Origin of the sequence: Acinetobacter sp. XH1741, assembly GCF_041021895.1 — a bacterium.
In the GTDB taxonomy this organism is placed as follows: domain Bacteria; phylum Pseudomonadota; class Gammaproteobacteria; order Pseudomonadales; family Moraxellaceae; genus Acinetobacter.
This window is the reverse complement of record NZ_CP157428.1, coordinates 3,110,075-3,129,328: the sequence shown is the minus strand read 5'-3', so window position 1 is coordinate 3,129,328 and position 19,254 is coordinate 3,110,075. Positions and strand designations below refer to the sequence as shown.

Genomic DNA, 19,254 nt, shown 5'->3' with positions numbered 1-19,254 from the left:
GTATATTTATTAAATAAAATTACCAGTGAGGTGTATTTATGCTTACTCTTCATAGCTATTGGCGAGGATTAAGTGAGAGTGACCGTCTCAAGTTCTGCAAAGAAGCAGAAGTTTCATATGGATACATGGAAACTCATTTAATCCATGCTCGCAAAAAACCAAGAATGGAAACCATTCAAAAAATGGTTGACGCAAGCAATCAAAAATTAACTCACGAAAGCCTATTTGATTTCTTTTTAGGTACATCAAAAACAGCTTAGGAAACATCATGAGCAAATTATTAGTCGATCTATCTGCAAGTGCCAGAAATGACGTATCTCGAATTTTGCAGGCACTTGCAACAAATAAAAATGTAGAAATTGCAGATCATTTAAATGTAGACGCAAGCACATTGTCGCGAATGAAAAACGACAAGAAAAATAATGGCTTGACTGAAATTGAGAGCTTTTGCGAACTCTTGAGTTGCTTAGGTTTGAAAGTTGTACCTAAAGATTATCAAAGCATTGATAAAGAACGGGTTGCTGCACTTTTAGTCATGTCTAAAAGCTGGATGAACCGTATTGAAACAGTTGACGACTTATTTCATGACGAAATCAGTGGTCAAAAGGAAAAGCTTGGATATTAAAAAAGCCTGATTTCGTGGATCAGGCTTAGTTAATTCAATTACTGGCTAGAGGAACTGAATATGCAAACTAATTTATCAAATCAACAGCAAATAATCCAGAGTTGGTTTGAGCCGGCTCTAAAAACTTTAAATGTATTACTTGATGTTCGTAAACAAAATTTGAAACGTCAAAAGCGTGATGAGAATAATGCAGCGGTAACTCGAGATGAGTTCATGAAAGCTCTTTCTGAACAACACAGAATGCCTCTTTTTCATGCTGGACAAATCATATCAAGTTTATATCGAGCTAAAAAGATCCGTTATTTAGGTAGCACTTTTATTCAATTAAATGAAGGTGGTGAAGCATGAATACATTTGTTGATGCTACACGTTCTTTCAAAACACAGTTTGATTTAAATTTCTCTGAAAAAATCATTGTTGATTTCTTCGCTGGCGGTGGTGGTGCAAGCACCGGTTTAGAAATGGGTTTAAACAGACCTGTGTATGTTGCTGTAAATCATAACCCTAAAGCAATTTCTATGCATGAGGCTAATCATCCTCATGCAAAGCATTATGTTCAAGATGTATTCGCAATAGATCCAATTGAAATTTGTGATGGTTTTCAGGTCGGTTGGTTTCATGCAAGCCCAGACTGTACACATCATTCGCAAGCTGCTGGCGGACAACCACGTAAAAAAGAAATACGTGACCTTTCTTGGGTAGTTCTTAAGTTTGCAGGCAAAGTTAAACCTGATGTGATCAGCTTAGAAAATGTTAAGCAGATCTTAGGATGGGGACCTTTAATTGCAAAACGAGACAAAGCAACAGGCAGAGTCATTACTCTCGATAAAATTAATATTAATGGCAAAAAGGTAAATCGAATTGCAGAGCCTGGTGAGCGAGTTCCTCGCCACAATCAATTCTTAGTACCAAACCCCAAGAAGAAAGGTAAAACTTGGAAACACTTTGTCCGTAGTCTTGAACAACTTGGTTATGAAGTTGAGTGGCAAAAAAATATTATTGCTGCTGACTTCGGAGCGCCAACAAAACGTGAGCGATTATTTCTCGTTGCTCGCTGTGATGGGCAACCAATAGTATGGCCAGAAAAATACTTCTCAAAGAAACCTAAGGGCAATTTAAAAAAATGGCGCTCAACAGTTGAATGTGTTGATTTTTCAGATTTAGGAAATTCAATTTTTGATAGGCCGCAAGGTCCTCTAGCTGATGCAACTCTAAAACGCATAGCTAAGGGTATTCAAAAATATGTTATTGAAACTAAAGAGCCATTTTTTGTTAATTCTGCCACACCTTTTATTGGCCGTGATTTCCGCACAAGTTTTGGTCATGACATACGTGAACCATTAGCAACAACTACAGCAGGTTATGGCGGACATAGTTCTTTAATAAGTCCAATCCTTGTTCCGTTTATTACAGAGTTTGCTAACGCATCTCAACAGCGGAACTGGTCAATTGATGAGCCTCTTTCAACCATATGTGCACAAGTGAAAGGTGGGCATCATGGATTAGTTACAGCCAAGTTGAGTAAAGATAACTATAAGGGCGCCCTTCGTGTAGCTGCATTTTTAATTAATTACTACGGCAATGGCGATGCAAGAAGTATCACTGAGCCAATGGATACAATCACCACCAAAGATCGTTTAGCCCTCGTTACTGTCTGGATCAAGGGGGAACCTTGGGCAATTGTTGATATCTGCATTCGCATGTTAAAGCCACGTGAACTTTATAGAGCGCAAGGCTTCCCTGATTCTTACATTATTGAATATGGAAGTGATGGGAAACCTTTATCCAAAAAAGATCAGGTTTTTATGGTTGGGAACTCTGTTTCTCCTTTTCCAATGGCAGCAATTGCCAGAGCAAATAATCCATTTATTACGAAACAAATGAAGGGGGCCGCATGAGCTTAGATGCATCTATTTGGGCTTGGAAAACCCGTCAAAAACAAAAGCAGGGTGGAGCACTAAAACCACTTAAAAAATTAGTTCTACTTTCACTGGCTGATAGAGCTGGTGAAACACATGAATGTTATCCAAGTATTGCGCGTCTTGTTGAGGACACAGAAATGGATCGCAAGACGGTTTTAAAAATTATTGATGAGTTAATTGAGGATGGGTTCATTATCGATACAGGTAAGAGAGAAGGACGAACTAAGCAGGTAAAAGTATATCTTTTGATCGGAGTTAAGGGCAGAGAAACAGCACCAACAACGGTACACTTTAAAGCGGGTAATGATGATTTAAACAGTCCCAACAGTGGAACAGTTCCAACAACGGAACAGTTCCAACAATTCCATGAAAGAGTCCCAACAATTCCGTTAAACAGTCCCAACGTTGGGACACGGAACCTATCAAAGAATCTATCAGAAGAATCTATAAATAATAAAACTTGGTTGAGTTTGAAAAAACTTGGTCAAGAAATTCTTTTGGCATCTGATCAGGAAACTTATGAGCTTATCAAAAATGCAAATTGGTTTGATCGTGAATTGCGGGCTTTTGAACTTTACAACGCTGCTAAGAATCTTTGTGATGAACTCATGCATTACCACTTTGCAGATTGGTTAATTAACGCATGTGCAAAATATCAATCTCGTGAACAATCAAAAAAAATAGGTTCTCAAGTTCGAGTCCCGCAGGGGGAGTCAAACGCTCTAAGTTCGAAGCAGATTTACTCTTTTGCACAAAAGCTTTCTGTACATCCTGAATTTGCAAGTAAGTATGCCGAAGGTAACGAAAGCTATGAACAACTTGCAGCACGTATCGCAGTGAAACTCGCAGATCCTGAGCAACAGCAAAAATGGATGCCTTACCTCATTCAAGTTGGTTTTCAACAGGGCAAGGGAGCAGCAGTATGAACAAATTCGAAATTTTAGGTTGGGCCATACTCATTTCATTTCTTACAGCTGCTATTAGCGGTGTGGTTGTTTTGTGGTGGTTGGTGCGTGAAGAACATGATGAGGTGGAGCCATGAGTGAGCTTAATGAATTTCAAGTAAATGATTTAGTGGTTTGTACTGATGAAGGGTTAGAAGCTAAATACTTAGCCGTTAAAAAGATTACAGGATTTATTGATGATTGGGGCTTGGTTTTAAACGACGGTGAGCACTGGGTAGAGAAAAATAGATTCAGATGTGCTGAGACTGAAGAAATAGCAGCAGGCCACCGCATTAATAACTGCAAAGCTAAGGATGTTTGAGATGGATAAGTTTGAAGAAGCGCTACAACACCATAAAGATAGCTTAGCTAAAGAATTAATCAAGCTTGGTAAAAATAGACAAGTAGATTTAGCTGAATGGGATATAGAGCAGAACCAAGCAGATTATGAATATTATTTTGAAGCAGGCAGACAGTCACAGCAAGCGAAAGTGGAGGAGCTGCAACAAGATCTAGAAGCTCAAAGAGAAGAAACAATCAAAGGATACACAAAGATTTCGGATTTGAGACTTGAACGTGACGAGCTGCAAAAGCGGGTGGATTCTTTAGAAGCAGCATCATTAAAAGCTCTAGCCTGGTTTGATCAGAAGTACATGGGTGAAACAGGCTTGGAGTCAATGTTGTGGGTAGGAAAAGCTAAAGAAGCACGGGATGAGTTAGAGCAAGCGCTCAAAGGGGAAGAAAATGCCTGACATTATGGGTGCAGTTTACTTATGGCTTTTCATCATAGTAAGCCTAGTGTTTTCACTAGGTCTGCTTGTTGGTTGGTTTGTCTGGGGGTGACCAATGACCACATTCAAAGAGGCTCAAATCAATTATGCGTAGAGCAGCAAAGGTCGATGCGAATCAAACAGAGATCGTTAAGGCTCTACGTCAAGTTGGGGCAAGTGTTCAGTCGCTTGCTTCAACAGGTAAGGGTTGCCCAGATCTGCTTGTAGGGTTCAGAGGTACAAATTACTTAATGGAAATCAAAGATGGTCAGAAAGTTAAGTCAGCAAGAAAGCTAACTCCTGATCAAATCGAATGGCATGAATCATGGCGCGGCAAGATCTATGTTATTGAGAGCACAGATCAAGCATTAGAAGTAATTAGTAAGGTTTAGGGGTGACGGAATGAATGCAGTTGAGTTTATGAAGGAACATGGAATCGAAAAAGCTAGATTCGTTATTGGATCTGCTGAAGTTGGTGGTGTTGTGACTCCAAACATCTTAGACCTTAAAAAATTAGTTATTTCTTTGGAGTTGATAGATCAAATAGGCGGTATTGAGATAGCTAAAAGTAAAGTATTTATGGCTGATTTTAATGGGTTCTTAATGATTTCATTTCAAATAGAAAATAAACCTTTTGAAATTTATGTGAAAAGAGTTGAAGAAGCTATAGCGGATTACGAAGCAATTTATGGTGATGAAAGAGACCCCCTTATCCAATTAAAAGAAGGCATAACCAAGTTAAGAGATAAATTCAAAAACGATGCCCATGCATTATCACGATTAGGTGATATGGATAAATCACGTGTTTATAACGGCATTGCTAATCAATTGGATCATTTACTAAAGGGCGGTGCTTGATGTCATCAGTCAGCATTGCTGAATACCGTAAGTTATTTCCTATGAAGAAAAATAAAAAGCGGCGTTCAGCAAAGCATGTTGCCAGACAACCAAGTGTGGGAGAAATGGTACTGGCAACACATTTAAGAGCATGCAAAATCAGTTTTGAGCAGGAATACAAGTTCCATCCTGAACGTAAATGGAGAGCAGATTTTTTAATAACGGGTACAAAGATTTTGATTGAGGTAGAAGGCGGGATCTGGAGTGGAGGTCGTCACACAAGAGGCAAAGGTTACTTAGGAGATATGGAGAAATACAACTCCGCAGCAATGATGGGTTTTACAGTTTTACGGTTCAGCACAGAACAAGTTAAGTCAGGCGTGGCGATTAAACAAATTGAGCAATTGGTGGGATGAATATGAATATGCCAGTACAACACATTTTACAAGCAGTCGATTGGTCTAAATATAGTTTTGAAGAATGGTGCCGCCAGCTAGGTGCTTGGCTTAACGGCGATACTGAAACAATGGTCAAAATTGTTAAGACGATGCCAACAAAACGCATCACGCAAAAACAACGTGAAAAATTAATAGCTATGTATATGAGCGATGAAAATTTAAAAGATCGCTTATGCACTCGCCGTAAGGGTACATGCTGTCAGTTGAATGATAATGAAGCACGAGCAATACATAAAATTTTACTTGATCTTAAAGCTATCGAGGATGAGATTGTTCATGAATGGATTGGGGCAATCTGGTGGCACTATGTAATGGGTGAGTCTATTCGTGATATTGCAAAGAGTAATGATACTTATGGATCGCAAATCCAACAGGACATTAAATGCGGTTTAGCTTTTATCAAATCTCGTTATCCTCATTTTCAATTTGATAAGTTTATTAAAACAGTAGTAATGGAAAATCAATCTTCTTGACTGTAAATACAGGGTATGGCATATTCGTGTTATAGTGTTCGAAGTGTAAGTATTTCACTAGTATTAAAGCTCATCTAACGATGGGCTTTCTTGTTTTTTCTGATAGTTGAAATTCGCTATAGCAAACATAAGTTATTGAAATTTATTTAAATATTGAAAAAATTTCCTGCAATTGGTAAAGTCAATAATTGATAAATTAAACAAATGGTAGAAACATGGTGTTCAAACTCGAATCAGGTTACCAGATGCATTTTATTAATGACGATCAATTCGAAATCTTCTGTTTAGACTGCAACGATACTAAATTTTTAAAGAGAGATCTTGAGCAAAAAGATTTTGTGCAAAACATCGCCTTGCAAGATGTAGTACATGAAAAATTCTTAGATAAAATTACTGGCTTATCAACTAATAAAGTAGATTTAACAACATATTTAAATGATTGGTTTGATCGACAATCAAAGCATGAGGTTAAAACTTATCAGCATTTTGATTAATAATGATTTGGTCCTTTCTTATGGCGGTTTTCTTTTGTGCTATAGTCCAGTCTAATTAAAATCTGGTTAGTAAAATGAATATCTGTGTCGGTGGTGAGCTGGATGGGCAAGTGATAGAAAAAGAAGGGAAGTTGTTAAAAGCTTCTGACTTCGACTCATCATTTGAGACTGAGTACTACAAACAGATCTATAACCGCGACAATATCGTTTACCAATTCTGGTTGCCCGTAGGATCTGATCTACATGAAATGTCTAAATTAGTATTAGATATCTTAAGAGCACCTAAAAACTAGTTTTATCGTTTGCCGGACGTATTACGGCGAAAAGAGCCCCGCCAATAATCGATATTTAGCGGGGCTTTATATTTCTAAAGGATGGATAGATTACGTTCCTTTAAGAGCAGAATATTTTTGATACAATTTAATCATTATATGAATGGTGAAGTTATGAAAGGCAAAGTCTATTTCATTGGTGGAGAATATGATGGCAAATCATGGGATCACCCTGTCCATGTGGGTGAAATAGTGCCTCGAATTAAGTGGCGACCAATTGATGATTGGACAATTAATAATTTCAGCCTATTAGATACAGTTAAAGAAGAGTTTATTAACTACAAAGCAGAAGTCCATCAATCTGCAGGAACTAAAAGATTGTTCTTAGTCGATCCTGAATTGCCAAGAGATAAAGTAATCATCAAGATTGAAAAGTACTTCTTCTAAGTAAGAATTTAAATTAAGCCACCTGCGGGTGGTTTTTTATTGGATTGAATTTATGAAAAATGAAATCGGCTTTCACATTCCTGTTCGTCCAATTCCACCCGAATATATTTTTGAAATGGGTACACCTAACTTTGTGCCGGCACCAGAAATGTGGGACTGGATAAAAGAAGTTTTTCTAAATCCAAAATCAAAACTTTATAACCCTGATCATATTCATTTGCGCTCTTTTCGTTATCCAGACATTGCAGTGATGTGGGCTAGATCTGGCTTTAAAAAGCAAGGTCGTCAGGTTATTGGTACGACCGAAAAAGTCATGATCAATGCTGGTGGCTGGAAGAAGGAACGACAAGAAGAACAGTACATTCAATGGTTTGAATATCTTCCTGAATATCTCATAACTTTTGACGCTTCATATTCACGGATAGCAAATGACGTGGACTTTTGCGCATTGGTAGAACATGAGCTTTATCACATCGCTCAGCAGAAAGATAAATACGGTACTCCTGCATTTAACAGAGAAACTGGCGCGCCTAAGTTAGCTATACAAGGGCACGATGTTGAAGAGTTTGTGGGTGTAGTTCGCCGATATGGAGCAACTGAGGATGTTAAACGAATGGTTGAAGCAGCTAATAAGAGACCTCAGCTCACACGTGCAGATGTTCATTACGCATGTGGCACTTGTAACTTAAAGGTGGTTTAAATTTTTTTGCCACTCTACTTGGACGTACTTGGACGATAGAGAAAAATGGCAAGGCTTAATAAACGGGTAAAACTCTATATTGTACGGTCGCTTGCCATGTATGAGACACCCACAGAAACAATGAGGGGCGTCCAAGAAGTATTTGGAATTGACGTTACTAAACAGCAGTGTGAAGCATACGACCCAACAAAAAAAACAGGGCAGGACTTAAGCGAAGAATTTAAAACTGAGTTCTATAGAGTGCGTAAGGAAATGAACGACAACCTTAGTTCAATTCCAATTGCAAACATTGCTTACCGCCTTAAGCGTCTACAACGTTTCATCGATCACGAACAATTCAAAGAAAACCCTGTCATTGTGCCAAGCTTATTAGAGCAGGCAGCAAAAGAGGTTGGTGGCTTATATACCAATCGTAAGGAAATTACAGGGGCAGGCGGTGGACCAGTTAAAACAGAAAATACTCACACCCCACCTCCACCGCCATTAACACCTGAAGAACTTTCAAAACTCACACCTCAAGAGCTATCCCGTTTAGTGATTAATGGAAAGCTATGACTTACGCATTAGAAGAAATAGCCCCTTTAATTAAAGAGTGGACTATTAAGATACGTTTGCCTGAAATAATGGCTGTGATGACACGGCGTTATTACTACAAGGCAGCCATAGAGCAAAATGAACTTAGTATTCAGGCAGAGTTATACAAATGCCGTAAAGATCCAGTCCATTGGTTTAACAATTGGATCTGGACATATGATCCACGTGGTATGGCATTTGGATTGCCTGCAAACATTCCTTTTGTGTTGCGCCCGAAGCAGGTTGAGCTTGTGGAGTGGCTAGAGGAACGTGAAAACACTCAAACACACGGGCTAATTGAAAAGTCCCGTGATGAGGGTATGAGCTACGTTGTGCTGGGATTTTTCTTGCATCGGTGGTTATTTGTTGAAGGTTTTGCGGGTGGTGTCGGAAGTCGTAAAGAGGAACTTGTAGATAAGAAAGGCGATCCTAAAACCCTATTTCACAAATTCCGCGACATGTTCAGCAAAATGCCTGACTGGTTAAAACCTAAAGGCTTTGTTGAGAAAGTCCACGATAACTACATGCGCATCATTAACCCGGATAACGGCGCAACTATTACCGGTGAAGCCGGTGACAATATTGGCCGTGGTGGACGTACGACAATGTACTTTCTTGATGAATGGGCATTCGTAGAACGGCAAGAAGCTGTAGATGCTGCTATCTCGCAAAACACTAACGTTCATATTAAAGGATCCACACCGAACGGTATCGGTGACAGATTCCACCAAGATCGATTTAGCGGACGTTACTCTGTCTTTACTATGCCTTGGCGAGCTAATCCAGATAAGAACTGGACCGTTACTTATAACGGCAAAGTTATTCATCCTTGGTATGAAAAGCAGCTTGCAACATTGGACGATGTCGTTTTAGCCCAAGAGGTCGATATTAACTACGCCGCTTCAGTTGAGGGTGTCTTGATTCCTTCAGCTTGGGTTCAAGCTTCGTTAGATGCTCACATCAAGCTAAACATCCAGCCAACAGGTGATCGTATCGGTGGCCTAGACGTTGCTGATGAAGGTAAGGATAAAAACTCATTTACGGGACGCCACGGCGTTGTCATGAATTACTTGTCCACGTGGTCTGGTAAAGGTGATGACATTTTCGGAACCACTCAAAAAGCTATGGATATTTGCATAGAGAAGAACATCGGCACCTTGTTCTACGATGCCGATGGCCTTGGGGCTGGGTGTCGTGGTGATGCTAGAGTGATTAATGAAAAGCGCCGTGAGTTGGGCTTGTCTGAGGTTAATGTCGAATCATTCCGCGGTTCTGGTTCAGTTCATGATCCTGAGGGTGAAATGGTTGAAAAGCGTCTTAATAAAGACTTTTTCGCAAATCTTAAAGCTCAGTCTTGGTGGTCATTACGTTTGCGCTTTCAGGAAACTTTTAGAGCCATTGAGGGGCGTGATTATGATCCAGACATGATCATTTCACTCTCTACTGAAGACATCGATGCCAAAGAATTGGCATTGCTCACTACTGAACTATCACAACCAACATATACAAAAAATGGTGTTGGGAAAATCCTAGTCAATAAACAGCCTGATGGTACTGCTTCGCCTAACCGCGCGGACAGCGTCATGATCTGTTTTAACCCGCAAATTGCTGAACTCAATGTCTGGGGCAAGCTGTAAAAGAGAAGGTTATGGGCTTAATTAAATTTACGAAAGATTCATTCCAGAACTTTGCGGCTCGTGTTGGCTTAGGTACTGGAAATCAGCATGATCAATCTGAATATGGTTTTAACTTTTTAAGCCGTAATCGCTTAAAACTTGAAGCCATGTATCGATCCTCTTGGGTCGTCGGTCAAGTGATTGATGTTGTGGCTGATGATATGACACGTAAAGGTGTCAAATTAAGTGGCCTTGCAGATCCAAAAGAATCGGAAAAAATAGATCAGGAGATGGATCGCCTTCAGGTATGGGGGCGGCTTAATAAAACAATCAAATGGTCACGTCTATATGGTGGCGCTATTGCGGTCATGATGATCGATGGTCAAAACGTATCCACGCCGTTAAATCCAAATACTATCGCCAAAGATCAATTTAAGGGATTACTTGTTCTTGATCGATGGATGATTCAACCCACTTTGCAAGATCTGGTCACAGAGTTAGGGCCAGATTATGGTACTCCACGCTATTACGACGTGATTACCGATTCAGTTGGCTTGTGTAACCAAAAAGTCCACTATTCGCGCGTCATCCGTATGGATGGTGTAGAGCTTCCATACAACCAATCAATAGCTGAAAACCTATGGGGGCAATCAGTTATAGAGCGCTTGGAGGACCGATTAACTATTTTTGATAGTGCAACACTAGGCGCTGGTCAATTGGTCTATAAGGCACATCTACGGACCTACAAGGTCAAGGGGTTGCGAAGTCTTATTGCGGCTGGTGGTCAGATATATGAGGCACTAGTTAAGCAGATCAATATGATCCGTCAGTGGCAGTCTAACGAAGGTTTAACCTTGATGGATGCCGATGATACTTATGAAGCTCATCAATATAACTTTTCTGGTTTAGATAATATCCTACTGCAATTTGGGCAACAGATTTCAGGTGCAACAGGTATCCCACTGGTACGTTTATTTGGTCAGTCTCCTGCGGGTTTAAATTCGACGGGTGATTCCGATCTATCTAACTATTACGACAATATCAACCAACAGCAAGAAGGTCGACTAAGAACTCCTTTGCAGATTCTCTATGCTGTATTGCACATGTCAGTACTTGGTAAACCTTTACCTGATTCTTTTAGCTTTAAATTCGCATCATTGTGGCAATTAGATGATGAGAAGAAAGCTAACGTAGCCAAAGGCGTAACAGAAGCTGTTATCTCTGCCGAAGAGGGTGGACTTATTAAGCGCTCAACGGCGTTAAAAGAATTGCGTCAATCAAGCGAAGTTACGGGAGTTTTCTCTCACATCACTGATGAAGAAATTAATGAAGCTGATGATGAAGATCCGCCACCACCAGGTGAGAAGGTAGACGATGAAGAGCCAAATAAGTCGGATAACTCCGAACCTAGCGAGAAAGACCGAGATACGTTACAGCCAGCAGCTTAGAAAGATTGCTGGTTATGTCGATACTATCGTTAAGGGCTTTGATGTAAACGATCCAGCGACCTACCCACTCATGGTGGCATCACTCAATGAGTATGCAAATACACTTCAGCATTGGGCACAAAATGCAGCAGGTCGAATCATTACAGATGTGGCATTGCGTGATGAGAAAACTTGGCTTATTTACGCTAAGGACCTTTCGCGCGGTGTACGTGAACAAATCCGTAATACTGATACAGGTGCTGTATACCAGCAACTTTTAAATAATCAAGTAAGGCTAATTAAGTCATTACCGCTAGATGCCGCCCAGCGGATTCATGATCTTTCTACACGATCGCTAATTGAAGGAAACCGGTCTAGCGAAATTGCTGGCTTAATCATGGCTACTGGCCATGTGACTAGGTCAAGAGCAAACACAATTGCACGTACGGAAGTAAGCCGTGCTTCATGTGTATTTACTCAAGCAAGAGCCGAAAATCTTGGTTCAGAGGGTTATATCTGGCGCACTAGTGAAGATGGTGACGTACGGCCTAGCCATAAGGCTATGAATGGCAAATTCGTTGCTTGGGATAATCCACCAACTTTGGATAATTTAAAAGGTCATGCTGGGTGTTTGCCTAACTGTCGCTGTTATGCCGAACCAGTAATTCCAGAGGATATTTAAATGCAAATTTTCTTTACCATTTTTGGTGGTCCACATGATGGGTATAAGTTTTCACTTGGTATACCAATGGATTGCATTCATTTAATTGAAGATTCACCAATAGCTGCTAAATGGCGCCCAGAAAAGCCACTTTATCCAGAGCGGATAAAAACCGTTCAGTATGAAAAACGAAGAATGTTTGTTCAAAAATATGGAAGAGTCTTTTTTAAAGATGTGTATGCTTTTGATGAGTATGATTTCAAAGAAGCACTAAGAGCTTTCCGGCAATACTTCAATCCAGTTTATAAAAAACAAGACCACCTTCGGGTGGTTTTTTAATGCCTGAAAAAAGGTGAACCATGTTTAAAAGCAAAAAGACCAAAGATCATAAAACAGTTGATCGATCGGAGATCTACACCACTGGTCAGCTAGGTCGTACGCGCGAAACAACTCCTGAAGGTTACTTACTTTGTCGAGACGTCCCAATCGCACGTATTGGGACATTGATGTATGCGGATGGTGAAGGAATTCCAGTTACTCCAGATAACACAGGTTTAATCCTTATTTATCGTGGAGAGGATGTTTTATTTGATCCTATAACTATTGCTAGTACAGAAGGAAAGCCAATTACAGATAATCATCCTGAAGATTGGGTGACACCTGATAACTGGTCGATCTTAGCGAAGGGTATAGCAAAGGATATTCGCCGTGGTGTGGGTAGTGAGTCAGATTATTTAATTGCTGACTTATTAATTATGGATAAAAAAACCATTCAAGCTGTTTTGGATGGAAAAGTAGAAATTTCTCTTGGTTACGATGCTGACTATACAGAGACCAGCAAGGGCAAAGGGTTACAGAGCAATATTCGGGTAAACCATATTGCATTGGTTGAAAAAGGGCGTTGCGGTTCCCGCTGCTCAATAGGAGATAGTTTTATGTCTGCCAAAAAGACACAAAAGAAAGAACCTTGGTATCAAAATTTACTTGGATTAAAACGCACAGTCGACCAAGCTCTCGAAGAAGCAGACAAAACTGCGGATTCGGATGATGACGGTGAAAAAACACAAGATAATGATGAAGATGACGACAGCAAAACTAAAGATGCCGTTGTAAATCGTCAAATTCTTAAAATGCTCAAAACCATGGATTCGCGATTGTCTCGTTTGGAAAAGAAAAAAACCAAAGATTCAGACGAGCCTGAAAAGAAAACTGAAGATGATGACGGTGAAGAAGATCCGAAAGATAAAACAAAGGATGATGGCGATCTGACAGAGCCTGACGGTGCTGAAAAACTTTCTGATGCTGGTGTTCAGACATATACAGGCGACTCTTTAAAAGAAGTCCTTTCACGTGCTGAAATTCTTTCACCAGGTTATCGCATGCCGACATTTGATAGTGCGAATAACGGCAAAGCAGTTTTAAACACAAAGCGTGCTGTTCTTAAAACTGCATACTCTACACAAGACGGTCAAAAGGCTATTGCTCCTTTCGTTGGTCCAAATCCTGATTTTGACAAGTTGCCAACGTACACGATCGATGCTGCATTCGCTGGAGCATCTGAGCTAATCAAACAACAGAACAATGCTAAAGGTGTTCGTTCTGGCATTACTACACGTGATTTCGGTCGAGCTGCTCCAACCCCTGCTGAAATCAACCAACGCAACCGTGAATTTTGGAACAAGCAAGGATAAGAATTATGTCTAATGCATTTTTATATCGCATGCCGAGTGGTATCCCTGGTGATGTCTCTCGTAAAAGTCAATCTACTATTGAATCGCATCCAATCGGTGGCCAATTCTCTACTTTTGGTCTTTTTGGCAAGATCAGCAAAGTAAATGGAAAGTTTGTTCCTTTAGAAGCCGCTGACACTGTAGCCGATATTTACGGCTTATTTGTTCGTGCCTATCCAACACAAACAGCTCAAAACGAGCTTGGCAAAGCCACACCGCAATCAACTGGCATACAAGATGTTTTACGCCGTGGCTATATGACAGTTAAATGTAATGCGGGTACAGCTAAAAAAACGGGTGCCGTTTATGTGCGTATTGCTGCTCCTACTGAAGCAAAACCTGTGGGTGGAATTGAAGCCGCAGCAGATGGAGCTAATAGCATTATCTTACCAAATGCATTTTTTATGCATGATGCTGATGCTCAGGGCAACGTAGAAATTTCTTTCAACATTTAAATAATTATTGAATAGCACAGCCACCGATTAGGTGGTTTTTTTGTGCTTGGAGAAAAGACATTATGAGCAAGCTATTAGTTGCAAACACTATTGCACAAGCTGTGGCCATGGGGACAGCAACGCCTGTACGAGCGCGTACACGTGACCACATGATGACGTTTGACGCCCAGACTGTAGATAGCACAGGTATTTTCCTAGTTGGTGAATTGGAACGTTTAGATCAAACAATGCATGAGCCATTGGTCGATGTAACTTGGTCTCGTGATATCGATCTACGGTCAGACGTATCTATTGCTGATGAAGTTTCGAGTTTTTCTAACGCTTCATTTGCTGCGGCTGGTGGTGCATCCCCTCAAGGTAAATCTTGGGTAGGTAAAAACGCTGATGCAATCCAAGGTATCGCGTTAGATATTGGTAAAACAGCACAGCCATTAACACTATGGGCTAACCAGATTGGCTGGACCATTCCTGAGCTAGAATCGGCACGTCAAGCAGGTCGTCCTGTAGATGCTCTTAAACACAGTGGCTTAATCCTTAAGCACAACATGGATACCGATGAGCAAGTCTATATCGGCGATGATGTAATTGGGGTTCAAGGTCTTTTGAACTCTGACAAAGTCGGTGCTACCAACGTTAATAAGAGCTGGAAGCTTGCAACTGCTGATGAAATTTTGGCAGATGTAAACATGATCTTGTACAACGCATGGGTGGCTTCAGGTTTCGCTGTATGCCCAACAAAGCTTCTACTACCTCCTGAGCAATTTGGCTCTATGGTTACCCGTAAAGTATCTGATGCAGGGAATATCTCTATTCTTGAATACGTCAAGATCAACTGTATTTCCTATGCTAAAAACGGCAAGCCTTTAGATATTCAACCTTCTAAGTGGTGCGTTGGCCGTGGTACCGCTGGTACTGACCGCATGATGTGCTACACACAAAGTGAAAACCGTGTTCGCTTCCCAATGGTGCCGTTACAACGCACACCAGTTGAATACCGTGATTTACGTCAATTGACTACCTATTACGGTCGCTTGGGTGCGGTTGAATGGGTTTACCCAGAAACTGCGTTTTATGCCGATGGTCTATAAGGGGGAATTAAAACATGAGTAAACAAGTACAAATTCTTCTCTCTCGGCCATTAACAGTGAACCTTGGTACCGATGAACATGGACAACCTATATCGGTAAAGTTATCACCTGGTTTGCAGTATGTTGAGCCTGAAATTGCAGATAACTGGTTCGTAAAGGCTCACTGTCAAGAGATTTCATCTAATGACATCCAGACAGGTGAGCTTCAGAAGCAACTAGATGAAGCTAATGAAGCTTTAAAGGCCCTTCAAACGCAATCAGATGAAGCTACTAAGAAAATCGGGCAACTTGAAGGTGATTTAAAAGAGCGAGACACAGAAATCGCAAACTTAAAAATCCAGTTGGATAAGGCCCTTCAAACGCAAGCTGCTGAAGTAAAGGCAAAAGAACCAGCTAAGGCTAAAGACGCACCAAAGGAAACCTAACACATGATTAGCGAATCCTCTTTTCGTGAAGAAATGCCGGCTTTTGCTGATACAACGCAATATCCGACATTTCAGTTTAATTTCTATTTAAACCTTGGGAAGAAGTTGCTTCGTGAGGAACGTTGGGGGGATATGCTGGATTATGGATTGACCTTATTCATTGCTCATTATCTTACGCTTTACAGACGCACCATGAATGCCGCAAGCATTGGTGGCGATGCTGGGAAGATCGTAGGTAATGAGACTTCTAAAGCAGTGGATAGCGTTTCTAAATCCATGGATGTTTCAGGTGTCCTTATTGCTGAGGCTGGGCACTGGAATCAAACTACCTTCGGCGTTCAGTTTTATCAGTTAATGATGATGGCAGGCGCAGGAGGCATCCAGCTATGAGCAGCGGTGTTAAGGCGAGTGGCAATGGTCTAGCCGATATCTTTCAAGCTTTCACTGAATTGTCGCAAATGAATGTGTTGGTTGGCATTCCTCATGGTGAGGCTCGAACCGATGGTGATGGTCTCACTAATGCGCAAATTGGTTACCTTCAGGAAACTGGTTCACCTTCTCAAAACATTCCTGAGCGACCTTTTCTTGTACCGGGTGTTGAAGAAGTTCAAGAACCGGTCGGCGATAAACTTATTCAAGCGGTCGATGCCGCAATGGATGGTAACCGTCAAAAAATGATGAAGTTACTGGAATCTGCTGGAATGATTGCTATGAACTCGGTTCGTGCTTATTTCGTAAATGGTGAGTTTGCTCCCTTATCTTTGGACACTATCCGTGCTCGAGCACGGCGTGGACGTAAGGGTGCTAAAAAGTATCTTAAACAGCTTGAAACTGGTCCCGCTGAGTCTGGACTAGTTAGACCGTTGATTGATACAGGTGAGCTTAGAAAGTCGGTTACTTACATCATCATGAAAAAGGATCAGGAGGTTAAACGTGCCTCAACTTGATGTCTCAGACGTTCTTTTAGACCCCGACTTTATGTCGATCGGCATTATTTGCAAGCGTACAGTAATCATCGTGGGGAATAATGGCCGATCGCAAGAGACGACCACTTCAACACCTTTTAATGGTGTCGTTACTACAAATAACGGCCTCAACATGGACCGCCGACCAGATGGCACCTTAATCAAAGGTGCTATCAATATTCATACACAGTTTGCTTTAACTTCAGGCGATGCAAAAAACAAAGCCGATGAGATTACATGGAAAGGTAAAACCTACATCGTTTCTCAGGTTTTGGACAACTTGCATTATGGCCAAGGTTTCATAAAAGCAATTTGCGAGCTCAAGCCACTGGGGTAAATCATGGGTGATTCTGCTTCAGGGGGATATATCACCCCTAGCAGCGGATCTGCTTATGACCAAGATCTTGAAGACATTTTCCAAGCTTTCATTGTCGGGATTACTTCTTTACCCGGTGATATGGTTCGGCCTCGTTTTCAACGAGATCCACCGCCATTCCCCGCCATTGGTGAGGATTGGTGCGCCTTCGCTATAAAGAATATAAAGCCAGATGATGGGCCTTACTTCGACCAGAAAGACGAAACAATGGATTCAATTCGACATGAAGAATTGACGCTATTCTTATCGTTTTATGGCGACCACGGCCAATCGCTCGCAAACGTCCTAAAAGATGGTCTAGGCATTCCGCAAAATATCGCGCAACTCAACGCGCAGAAAATCAAATTTATCAGTACCGGTGAGATCATCACTGCGCCTGATTTTCTCAATAATCAGTATGTACATCGATATGACTTAACCGCTGTATTTAAGCGTAAAACATCACGCACGTTTGCTGTTAAGTCGTTTGTAGATGCTGGAACAATAAAATTTAATCAGGAGTAATCCATGACATTGCCTGCTTCAGATGTTGTTAATGTCTCCATTAGTTTGGCGGCATTAGCCGCAGGGCCTCGTAGTTTTGGCAATTTACTGATTGTCGGCGCTACTGATGGAGTAATTGACCCTCAAGAACGATTGCGTGAATATTCAGAACCAACAGCAGTAGCATTAGATTTTGGTTTTGATTCTCCAGAATACAAAGCTGCTGAGAAGTACTTTGGTCAAAAACCAAAGCCCCGTACCGGTTTTATTGGACGTTGGGTAAAATCTGCAAGTTCAGCCGTTTTAAAGGGTGCGGTTCTATCTTCGGTTCAGCGGGATATTACGAACTTCACATCTATTTCAGATGGCTCAATGAAGATTATGATTGATGATGTTGAAAAGGTTGTTACCGCTTTGGATTTATCAGCTGCAACTAACTTAAATGGCGTTGCATCTGCATTGACTACCAAGCTTGGTACCGCCTCAGTAACGTGGAATGATGTATATAACCGCTTTGAAATCACATCATTAACAACTGGTATCTCTTCAACCATTTCATACGCAATAGCTAATGCAACCGGCACAGATGTTTCTTCTTTAATGGGTTTAACAGTTGGTCATGCTTCGGTACCAGTCAATGGTTATGCAGCAGAAACTTTAATGGATGCGATTACTCATTTAGCAGATAAGTCTCTCAAATGGTATGGATTAGATATTGCTGAGCCAATTTCTGATAAAGAAGTACTCGATGTTGCTGCATTTATTAATGCCACATCGCCATCTCGTATTTATGGACAAACTATTACTAATGCGCTTGCTTTAGATGGCACCAGTACAACTGATTTAGCTTATAAGCTAAGTAAAATGAATAATGGTCGTGTATTTGCTATCTTTTCAGGTGATACACCACATGCGGCTGCTTCTGTATTTGGTCGTGCTTTTAGTGTCAATTTTAATGGTACCAATACAACCATTACTTTGAAGTTTAAGCAGCTTCCGGGTATTCAAGCTGAAGACTTACAAGTTTCTCAAGCTAAAGCACTCAAGAGTAAAAACTGTAATGTATATGCAGGTTACAACAATGACACCGCAATTCTGCAAGAAGGTGTTATGTGTGATGGCTCATTTATTGATGAGTGCCATGGTTTAGATTGGTTACAAAACCATTTAGAAACTGCTTTGTGGAATCTTTTTTACACTACAACGACTAAAGTCCCGCAAACTGAAGGCGGTGTAAATCGCCAATCTACAGTATTAGAGCGCGCATTAGAGCAAGCTGTTTCAAATGGTCTTATTGGTCCTGGACAATGGAATGGTGATTCTTTCGGCGCATTAAATACAGGTGATTACCTTTCAAAAGGTTATTACGTTTATGCAAATAGTTTGGATGATCAATCTCAATCTGAACGTGAAAACCGTAAATCTCCTGTCTTCCAGATCGCCATCAAATTAACAGGTGCAACTCATTTCTCTGACGTGCTTGTTTCTGTTAACCGTTAATAAGGATAAGAAA

At 40.8% G+C, this 19,254-nt stretch carries 30 protein-coding genes; all 30 read left to right on the top strand.

All coding sequences use genetic code 11. The features are described 5' to 3' along the window. The first annotated feature begins 38 nt into the window (after nt 1–38). The 30 genes from ABLB96_RS15135 to ABLB96_RS14990 all read left to right on the top strand — a co-directional run bounded on the left by ABLB96_RS15135 (nt 39) and on the right by ABLB96_RS14990 (nt 19,241). Complete coding sequence (locus ABLB96_RS15135; RefSeq protein ID WP_017897202.1) at nt 39–260, top strand: hypothetical protein; 222 nt, start codon at nt 39–41, stop codon at nt 258–260. An 8-nt stretch (nt 261–268) separates the two neighbouring features. Continuing rightward, on the top strand, nt 269–625 hold the full coding sequence (locus ABLB96_RS15130) for a transcriptional regulator (RefSeq protein ID WP_348895287.1): 357 nt from the start codon (nt 269–271) through the stop codon (nt 623–625). A 60-nt stretch (nt 626–685) separates the two neighbouring features. Next, the gene (locus ABLB96_RS15125; protein WP_348895286.1) at nt 686–973 is read left to right on the top strand and encodes a hypothetical protein; all 288 of its coding nucleotides are present in this window, start codon (nt 686–688) and stop codon (nt 971–973) included. Continuing rightward, nucleotides 970–2,523: a DNA cytosine methyltransferase gene (locus ABLB96_RS15120; protein ID WP_348895285.1), complete on the top strand. Its 1,554-nt coding sequence runs from the start codon at nt 970–972 to the stop codon at nt 2,521–2,523. The genes ABLB96_RS15125 and ABLB96_RS15120 overlap by 4 nt, the downstream gene beginning before the upstream one ends. Beyond that, the gene (locus ABLB96_RS15115; protein ID WP_348895284.1) at nt 2,520–3,473 is read left to right on the top strand and encodes a helix-turn-helix domain-containing protein; all 954 of its coding nucleotides are present in this window, start codon (nt 2,520–2,522) and stop codon (nt 3,471–3,473) included. Before ABLB96_RS15120 ends, ABLB96_RS15115 begins: the two co-directional genes overlap by 4 nt. Further along, entirely contained in the window at nt 3,470–3,589 is a 120-nt protein-coding gene (locus tag ABLB96_RS15110) for a putative phage replication protein (protein WP_348895283.1), read from the top strand. The genes ABLB96_RS15115 and ABLB96_RS15110 overlap by 4 nt, the downstream gene beginning before the upstream one ends. Then, on the top strand, nt 3,586–3,813 hold the full coding sequence (locus tag ABLB96_RS15105) for a hypothetical protein (protein ID WP_348895282.1): 228 nt from the start codon (nt 3,586–3,588) through the stop codon (nt 3,811–3,813). Before ABLB96_RS15110 ends, ABLB96_RS15105 begins: the two co-directional genes overlap by 4 nt. Before the next feature lies 1 nt (nt 3,814). After that, nucleotides 3,815–4,243, top strand: a complete 429-nt coding sequence (locus ABLB96_RS15100; RefSeq protein WP_369029543.1) for a hypothetical protein — start codon at nt 3,815–3,817, stop codon at nt 4,241–4,243. A gap of 125 nt (nt 4,244–4,368) precedes the next feature. Further along, nucleotides 4,369–4,653 (top strand): hypothetical protein, encoded by a 285-nt coding sequence (locus ABLB96_RS15095; RefSeq protein ID WP_348898010.1) that lies wholly within the window; start codon nt 4,369–4,371, stop codon nt 4,651–4,653. Between the two features lie 10 nt (nt 4,654–4,663). After that, nucleotides 4,664–5,119, top strand: coding sequence for a hypothetical protein (locus ABLB96_RS15090; RefSeq protein ID WP_348898009.1), 456 nt, complete (start codon nt 4,664–4,666; stop codon nt 5,117–5,119). After that, on the top strand, nt 5,119–5,514 hold the full coding sequence (locus ABLB96_RS15085; protein ID WP_348898008.1) for a DUF559 domain-containing protein: 396 nt from the start codon (nt 5,119–5,121) through the stop codon (nt 5,512–5,514). The genes ABLB96_RS15090 and ABLB96_RS15085 overlap by 1 nt, the downstream gene beginning before the upstream one ends. Further along, nucleotides 5,511–6,029, top strand: a complete 519-nt coding sequence (locus tag ABLB96_RS15080; RefSeq protein ID WP_348898007.1) for a hypothetical protein — start codon at nt 5,511–5,513, stop codon at nt 6,027–6,029. Before ABLB96_RS15085 ends, ABLB96_RS15080 begins: the two co-directional genes overlap by 4 nt. Before the next feature lie 215 nt (nt 6,030–6,244). Beyond that, entirely contained in the window at nt 6,245–6,523 is a 279-nt protein-coding gene (locus ABLB96_RS15075; RefSeq protein ID WP_348898006.1) for a hypothetical protein, read from the top strand. Nucleotides 6,524–6,597: 74 nt separating this feature from the next. Further along, the gene (locus ABLB96_RS15070) at nt 6,598–6,816 is read left to right on the top strand and encodes a hypothetical protein (protein ID WP_348898005.1); all 219 of its coding nucleotides are present in this window, start codon (nt 6,598–6,600) and stop codon (nt 6,814–6,816) included. 153 nt (nt 6,817–6,969) lie between these two features. Next, a complete protein-coding gene (locus ABLB96_RS15065) occupies nt 6,970–7,242 on the top strand; it encodes a hypothetical protein (protein WP_348898004.1) in 273 nt (90 codons plus the stop codon). 52 nt (nt 7,243–7,294) lie between these two features. Continuing rightward, nucleotides 7,295–7,942 carry a putative metallopeptidase gene (locus ABLB96_RS15060; protein WP_348898003.1) on the top strand — a complete coding sequence of 216 codons (648 nt, stop codon included), beginning with the start codon at nt 7,295–7,297 and terminating at the stop codon, nt 7,940–7,942. A gap of 45 nt (nt 7,943–7,987) precedes the next feature. Further along, nucleotides 7,988–8,497, top strand: coding sequence for a DUF2280 domain-containing protein (locus tag ABLB96_RS15055; protein ID WP_348898002.1), 510 nt, complete (start codon nt 7,988–7,990; stop codon nt 8,495–8,497). Beyond that, the gene (locus ABLB96_RS15050) at nt 8,494–10,152 is read left to right on the top strand and encodes a terminase (RefSeq protein ID WP_348898001.1); all 1,659 of its coding nucleotides are present in this window, start codon (nt 8,494–8,496) and stop codon (nt 10,150–10,152) included. The genes ABLB96_RS15055 and ABLB96_RS15050 overlap by 4 nt, the downstream gene beginning before the upstream one ends. Nucleotides 10,153–10,163: 11 nt before the next feature. Further along, nucleotides 10,164–11,579, top strand: coding sequence for a DUF1073 domain-containing protein (locus ABLB96_RS15045; RefSeq protein WP_348898000.1), 1,416 nt, complete (start codon nt 10,164–10,166; stop codon nt 11,577–11,579). Between the two features lie 70 nt (nt 11,580–11,649). Beyond that, nucleotides 11,650–12,240 carry a phage minor head protein gene (locus ABLB96_RS15040; RefSeq protein ID WP_348898011.1) on the top strand — a complete coding sequence of 197 codons (591 nt, stop codon included), beginning with the start codon at nt 11,650–11,652 and terminating at the stop codon, nt 12,238–12,240. Further along, a complete protein-coding gene (locus tag ABLB96_RS15035; RefSeq protein WP_348897999.1) occupies nt 12,241–12,558 on the top strand; it encodes a hypothetical protein in 318 nt (105 codons plus the stop codon). 20 nt (nt 12,559–12,578) lie between these two features. After that, entirely contained in the window at nt 12,579–13,910 is a 1,332-nt protein-coding gene (locus ABLB96_RS15030; RefSeq protein ID WP_348897998.1) for a DUF2213 domain-containing protein, read from the top strand. A gap of 5 nt (nt 13,911–13,915) precedes the next feature. Further along, nucleotides 13,916–14,404, top strand: a complete 489-nt coding sequence (locus ABLB96_RS15025; protein WP_348897997.1) for a hypothetical protein — start codon at nt 13,916–13,918, stop codon at nt 14,402–14,404. A gap of 62 nt (nt 14,405–14,466) precedes the next feature. Continuing rightward, nucleotides 14,467–15,492, top strand: a complete 1,026-nt coding sequence (locus ABLB96_RS15020; protein WP_253860825.1) for a DUF2184 domain-containing protein — start codon at nt 14,467–14,469, stop codon at nt 15,490–15,492. Nucleotides 15,493–15,506: 14 nt separating this feature from the next. After that, nucleotides 15,507–15,917, top strand: a complete 411-nt coding sequence (locus ABLB96_RS15015; RefSeq protein ID WP_348897996.1) for a hypothetical protein — start codon at nt 15,507–15,509, stop codon at nt 15,915–15,917. Between the two features lie 3 nt (nt 15,918–15,920). Beyond that, nucleotides 15,921–16,307 (top strand): DUF4054 domain-containing protein, encoded by a 387-nt coding sequence (locus ABLB96_RS15010; RefSeq protein ID WP_253860827.1) that lies wholly within the window; start codon nt 15,921–15,923, stop codon nt 16,305–16,307. Next, nucleotides 16,304–16,864, top strand: coding sequence for a hypothetical protein (locus tag ABLB96_RS15005; RefSeq protein ID WP_348897995.1), 561 nt, complete (start codon nt 16,304–16,306; stop codon nt 16,862–16,864). Before ABLB96_RS15010 ends, ABLB96_RS15005 begins: the two co-directional genes overlap by 4 nt. Then, the gene (locus ABLB96_RS15000; protein ID WP_348897994.1) at nt 16,851–17,219 is read left to right on the top strand and encodes a hypothetical protein; all 369 of its coding nucleotides are present in this window, start codon (nt 16,851–16,853) and stop codon (nt 17,217–17,219) included. The genes ABLB96_RS15005 and ABLB96_RS15000 overlap by 14 nt, the downstream gene beginning before the upstream one ends. Before the next feature lie 3 nt (nt 17,220–17,222). Continuing rightward, nucleotides 17,223–17,762 carry a hypothetical protein gene (locus tag ABLB96_RS14995; protein ID WP_348897993.1) on the top strand — a complete coding sequence of 180 codons (540 nt, stop codon included), beginning with the start codon at nt 17,223–17,225 and terminating at the stop codon, nt 17,760–17,762. Between the two features lie 3 nt (nt 17,763–17,765). Continuing rightward, the gene (locus ABLB96_RS14990) at nt 17,766–19,241 is read left to right on the top strand and encodes a DUF3383 domain-containing protein (RefSeq protein ID WP_348897992.1); all 1,476 of its coding nucleotides are present in this window, start codon (nt 17,766–17,768) and stop codon (nt 19,239–19,241) included. Nucleotides 19,242–19,254 lie beyond the last annotated feature (13 nt).

Bases quoted from the DNA above. Each gene is read 5' to 3' on its own strand.
- ABLB96_RS15135 (WP_017897202.1), top strand. From the start codon at position 39: ATGCTTACTCTTCATAGCTATTGGCGAGGATTAAGTGAGAGTGACCGT.
- ABLB96_RS15130 (WP_348895287.1), top strand. From the start codon at position 269: ATGAGCAAATTATTAGTCGATCTATCTGCAAGTGCCAGAAATGACGTA.
- ABLB96_RS15125 (WP_348895286.1), top strand. From the start codon at position 686: ATGCAAACTAATTTATCAAATCAACAGCAAATAATCCAGAGTTGGTTT.
- ABLB96_RS15120 (WP_348895285.1), top strand. From the start codon at position 970: ATGAATACATTTGTTGATGCTACACGTTCTTTCAAAACACAGTTTGAT.
- ABLB96_RS15115 (WP_348895284.1), top strand. From the start codon at position 2,520: ATGAGCTTAGATGCATCTATTTGGGCTTGGAAAACCCGTCAAAAACAA.
- ABLB96_RS15110 (WP_348895283.1), top strand. From the start codon at position 3,470: ATGAACAAATTCGAAATTTTAGGTTGGGCCATACTCATTTCATTTCTT.
- ABLB96_RS15105 (WP_348895282.1), top strand. From the start codon at position 3,586: ATGAGTGAGCTTAATGAATTTCAAGTAAATGATTTAGTGGTTTGTACT.
- ABLB96_RS15100 (WP_369029543.1), top strand. From the start codon at position 3,815: ATGGATAAGTTTGAAGAAGCGCTACAACACCATAAAGATAGCTTAGCT.
- ABLB96_RS15095 (WP_348898010.1), top strand. From the start codon at position 4,369: ATGCGTAGAGCAGCAAAGGTCGATGCGAATCAAACAGAGATCGTTAAG.
- ABLB96_RS15090 (WP_348898009.1), top strand. From the start codon at position 4,664: ATGAATGCAGTTGAGTTTATGAAGGAACATGGAATCGAAAAAGCTAGA.
- ABLB96_RS15085 (WP_348898008.1), top strand. From the start codon at position 5,119: ATGTCATCAGTCAGCATTGCTGAATACCGTAAGTTATTTCCTATGAAG.
- ABLB96_RS15080 (WP_348898007.1), top strand. From the start codon at position 5,511: ATGAATATGAATATGCCAGTACAACACATTTTACAAGCAGTCGATTGG.
- ABLB96_RS15075 (WP_348898006.1), top strand. From the start codon at position 6,245: ATGGTGTTCAAACTCGAATCAGGTTACCAGATGCATTTTATTAATGAC.
- ABLB96_RS15070 (WP_348898005.1), top strand. From the start codon at position 6,598: ATGAATATCTGTGTCGGTGGTGAGCTGGATGGGCAAGTGATAGAAAAA.
- ABLB96_RS15065 (WP_348898004.1), top strand. From the start codon at position 6,970: ATGAAAGGCAAAGTCTATTTCATTGGTGGAGAATATGATGGCAAATCA.
- ABLB96_RS15060 (WP_348898003.1), top strand. From the start codon at position 7,295: ATGAAAAATGAAATCGGCTTTCACATTCCTGTTCGTCCAATTCCACCC.
- ABLB96_RS15055 (WP_348898002.1), top strand. From the start codon at position 7,988: ATGGCAAGGCTTAATAAACGGGTAAAACTCTATATTGTACGGTCGCTT.
- ABLB96_RS15050 (WP_348898001.1), top strand. From the start codon at position 8,494: ATGACTTACGCATTAGAAGAAATAGCCCCTTTAATTAAAGAGTGGACT.
- ABLB96_RS15045 (WP_348898000.1), top strand. From the start codon at position 10,164: ATGGGCTTAATTAAATTTACGAAAGATTCATTCCAGAACTTTGCGGCT.
- ABLB96_RS15040 (WP_348898011.1), top strand. From the start codon at position 11,650: ATGGTGGCATCACTCAATGAGTATGCAAATACACTTCAGCATTGGGCA.
- ABLB96_RS15035 (WP_348897999.1), top strand. From the start codon at position 12,241: ATGCAAATTTTCTTTACCATTTTTGGTGGTCCACATGATGGGTATAAG.
- ABLB96_RS15030 (WP_348897998.1), top strand. From the start codon at position 12,579: ATGTTTAAAAGCAAAAAGACCAAAGATCATAAAACAGTTGATCGATCG.
- ABLB96_RS15025 (WP_348897997.1), top strand. From the start codon at position 13,916: ATGTCTAATGCATTTTTATATCGCATGCCGAGTGGTATCCCTGGTGAT.
- ABLB96_RS15020 (WP_253860825.1), top strand. From the start codon at position 14,467: ATGAGCAAGCTATTAGTTGCAAACACTATTGCACAAGCTGTGGCCATG.
- ABLB96_RS15015 (WP_348897996.1), top strand. From the start codon at position 15,507: ATGAGTAAACAAGTACAAATTCTTCTCTCTCGGCCATTAACAGTGAAC.
- ABLB96_RS15010 (WP_253860827.1), top strand. From the start codon at position 15,921: ATGATTAGCGAATCCTCTTTTCGTGAAGAAATGCCGGCTTTTGCTGAT.
- ABLB96_RS15005 (WP_348897995.1), top strand. From the start codon at position 16,304: ATGAGCAGCGGTGTTAAGGCGAGTGGCAATGGTCTAGCCGATATCTTT.
- ABLB96_RS14995 (WP_348897993.1), top strand. From the start codon at position 17,223: ATGGGTGATTCTGCTTCAGGGGGATATATCACCCCTAGCAGCGGATCT.
- ABLB96_RS14990 (WP_348897992.1), top strand. From the start codon at position 17,766: ATGACATTGCCTGCTTCAGATGTTGTTAATGTCTCCATTAGTTTGGCG.